General features: G+C 70.4%; 5 protein-coding genes. 1 reads left to right on the top strand and 4 read right to left on the bottom strand.

All coding sequences use genetic code 11. The annotated features are described in order from the left end of the window. From ACFFNX_RS45690 to ACFFNX_RS45675, 4 genes are all read right to left on the bottom strand, one after another. Positions 1-245 (bottom strand): hypothetical protein (locus ACFFNX_RS45690; RefSeq protein ID WP_378212584.1); only part of this gene is annotated, 245 nt, incomplete at its 3' end. Between the two features lie 108 nt (positions 246-353). Beyond that, positions 354-671 (bottom strand): DUF4233 domain-containing protein, encoded by a 318-nt coding sequence (locus ACFFNX_RS45685; RefSeq protein WP_378212583.1) that lies wholly within the window; start codon positions 669-671, stop codon positions 354-356. Between the two features lie 43 nt (positions 672-714). Further along, positions 715-2,067 (bottom strand): bifunctional folylpolyglutamate synthase/dihydrofolate synthase, encoded by a 1,353-nt coding sequence (locus tag ACFFNX_RS45680; protein ID WP_378212582.1) that lies wholly within the window; start codon positions 2,065-2,067, stop codon positions 715-717. A 67-nt stretch (positions 2,068-2,134) separates the two neighbouring features. Then, positions 2,135-3,010, bottom strand: a complete 876-nt coding sequence (locus ACFFNX_RS45675; protein WP_378212579.1) for a VOC family protein — start codon at positions 3,008-3,010, stop codon at positions 2,135-2,137. Between the two features lie 85 nt (positions 3,011-3,095). Here ACFFNX_RS45675 and ACFFNX_RS45670 point away from each other — a divergent pair. Beyond that, the coding region (locus ACFFNX_RS45670; protein ID WP_378212577.1) for an AsnC family transcriptional regulator at positions 3,096-3,310 on the top strand (215 nt) is incomplete at its 3' end.

Here is a 3,310-nt window from a genome sequence, read left to right as displayed (position 1 = left end):
AGGTGGGCGGTCAGCAGGAGCGCCGGCATCGCGAGGCCGGCCGCGCGTACGAACCCGGCCGCCTCGCCGCCCGACAGGCCGAGGTCGCGGGCGGCCTGTGGCACGACATAAGACGCCGTGTTGGGCAGTACGAGAACCGCGGCGGGAATCGCGGTGACGAGCACGATGAGGAGAATTGCAAGGCCGGCCGGATCCCGCCGCTGCACTTCACGACTTTCGGGGTGAATTTCGGGAAGATCGGTCATTGGGCGTCTCCCGGAGTCATCCCCGTTTCCAACTGAATTCGTTAAATGTCCGACTTCGCTGGAATTTTTATTCTGTTCCACGGGGAACGCTGAAGAGTCAACCCGACATTAGCGCGCCGGCGCGCCTTCCACCCGCCATCCGAGCCAAATCGCCGTCGTCCACAGAGCCGCGAATATGATCCCGAGAAAGAACATCGTCGTCACCACGAAACCGGTGGCTATCACCAGAAGCTGCAACACACTCCCGGCGACATACGCCCACCGGAACCGCAGCAGACCTGCGATGATCAGCCCGGCAACGGCCAGGACGCCGCCCACGACGCCCGCCGTCGTGCCGTCCGCATGCGCCACGGAGATCGCCACCGGAATCGACAGAGCGGTCACGACCGTCTGAAGGGCGAGGACGACGGCACACAGTCTTCTCACGCTCGAACCGCCTTTGCGGCGCGCGACTCCGGGCCCGTAACGATCATTGTGCCGCCTTCATCAGCAGCCGGGCATCGCCCGCCGTCGCCACCGAACCGGTGATCAACACTCCGGCCCCGGCGAACTCTCCCGACTGGTCCGCGAGCCCGATCGCCTGGTCGATCGCGTCGTCCAGCCGGGGCACCAGATGAACTCGATCTTCGCCGAAGACATCGCGTGCCACCACGGCCAGTTCGTCCGCCGGCATCGAACGCGGTGAGGAGTTACGCGTGACGATCAACTCGTCGATGATCGGCTCGAGCTCCTCCAGAACGCCCAGGACGTCCTTGTCGGCCATGACGGCGAGAATCCCGATCAGGCGGGTGAACCCGAACTCCTCGGTGATCGCCGCGACGGTGGCCGCCATACCGGCCGGGTTGTGCGTCGCGTCGACCAGGACGGTCGGCCCCGTCCGCACGACCTCCAGCCGCCCGGGCGCGGGCGCGCCGACGAACGCCGCGCGTACGAGGTCGGTGTCGAGCCGGTCGTCACCGCCCGGCTCACCGGTGGCCCGCCCGCGCGCGAACGCCTCGACCGCGGCCAGCGCGCAGGCGGCGTTGCTCGCCTGGTAGTCGCCGAACAGTGGCAGGAACACCTCGTCGTAGGTGCCGAGCAGGCCCTGCAGGCGGACCCGCTGCCCGCCCACCGCCAGCTCCCGCTGCAGGACGCCGAACTCGATGCCCTCGCGCGCGACGGTCGCACCGACCTCGGTGGCACGGTGCAGGAGCACCTCGGCGGCCTCGACGGGCTGCTGCGCGAGGACCGCGATCGACTCCGGCTTGATGATCCCGGCCTTCTCCGCCGCGATCGCCTCGATGGTGTCCCCGAGATACTCGGTGTGGTCCAGCCCGATCGGCGTGACCACGGCCACGGCCCCGTCGGCGACGTTGGTGGCGTCCCAGGCGCCCCCCATGCCGACCTCGACCACGGCGACGTCGACCGGGGCGTCGGCGAACGCGGCGAACGCCATCGCGGTGAGCATCTCGAAGAACGAGACCTTGACGTCATGCTTGGCGTCGACCATCTCGGCGTACGGCAGGACGTCGTCGTACAGCTCGGCGAAACGCTCGGCGCCGACCGGCTCACCGTCGACACCGATCCGCTCGCGCATGGTGTTCAGCTCGGGACTGGTGTACATCCCGACCCGCAGACCACGCTCACGGAGAAGGGCGTCGATCATCCGCGCGGTGCTCGACTTGCCGTTGGTCCCCGTGACATGGATCACCGGGTACGCGCGCTGCGGCGAGCCGAGGATGTCGACCAGGTCCCGGATCCGGTCCAGCGAGGGGTCGACGTCCCACTCGACCCCACGCGCCCTGATACCGGCGACGGCGTCCTCGTAGCTGCTCCCTGTCACGCTCAGAAGCCTACTAACGCCACCGGACCGGTCCGCCTCCCCCGCCCCGCGGAAGGCGACGCGGCGGTCATCCGGCGGTGAAGAACAGGCCGGCGCCGTGGGCGTCGCGGGCGGAGACGAAGAACCCGTCGCCGGCCGGGCGCGTCGCGTGGCCGCCGCCCTCGACGATCGTGCGCGCGGCGGCGACGTCGTCGACCACGACGGTCAGCGCCGCCGGGTACGACGCGGCCGGGACGGGCTCGCCGGGAAGCACCTCCTCGGCGTCCGAGGCCCGGACGATCTCCAGGCGCCCATCCTCCAGGGCCAGTACCGTCCGGGGCCCCTGCCGCTCGGGGGCGGTCTGCAGAATGCGGGCGTACCGGGCGGTGACCGCCGCGAGAACGGAGTCCTCGACCACGACCAGCGCCGCCGCCAGGGACCGCGCGCCGTTGGGATGGCGCAGGTAACGCGGCTGGTGCACGTACCGGCGGGTGAGGTGCTGGGCGATCCCCACATAGGCCTCGGGGGTCGAACGCGGGTCGAGATGCACGGCGCGCGCCCGCATGGTGCGGGTCCCGTCTTCGGTGTCGACGTCGCGTTCCAGGTTCAGGACGCCGGAGGTGCGCAGCCCGGCACCGGTCAGCCGCCGGTCGACGGCCTCGGCGTCCCCGGTGTCGAAGTTGAGCAGCCGGAATCCCTCGTACTGGTCGACCATCGCCTTGGTGTGCCAGGGGTCGGGCGCCGACTCGTCGACGATGCCCAGCAGTTCGATGTAGGCGCCGCCGAACAGCGCGCACCGGTTGGCCGTGCACCCCAGGACCGGCGGTTCCCCGGGACGCTCGTTCAGCAGGTGCCGGGAACGGGGGCTCAGGGTGAAGCCGAGCGCGATGTAGGTGCGCTCCAGCGCGTCCAGATCGCGGGTCACGATGCCGGCGTGGTGGAGGCCGTGGATGTCGTGTGTCATGGGCCGATGCTGCACCGGCCGCCGCCGCCCCGTCCCCACGGAGCCCTGCACACGCCGTGATCCGACACCGACCTACCATCGTCGGGTGGAATCGGTCATGCTCGACCAGGTCGACCTGCAGTTGGTGCACGCGCTTCACCTCGACGGGCGGGCGCCCTTCAGCAGGATCGCCGAGGTCCTCGGCGTCTCCGACCGCACGGCGGCCCGTCGCTTCGCGCGGCTCCGCGCCACGGGCCTGGCCCGCGTCACCGCCGTGATCGACGGGCGCGGCACCGGCCGCGCCGAATGGCTGCTGCGCCT

Source organism: Actinoallomurus acaciae (assembly GCF_042429965.1).
In the GTDB taxonomy this organism is placed as follows: Bacteria; Actinomycetota; Actinomycetes; order Streptosporangiales; family Streptosporangiaceae; genus Actinoallomurus; species Actinoallomurus acaciae.
Note: the sequence above shows the minus strand (reverse complement) of the source record. Positions and strands in the feature narration are given on the sequence as shown.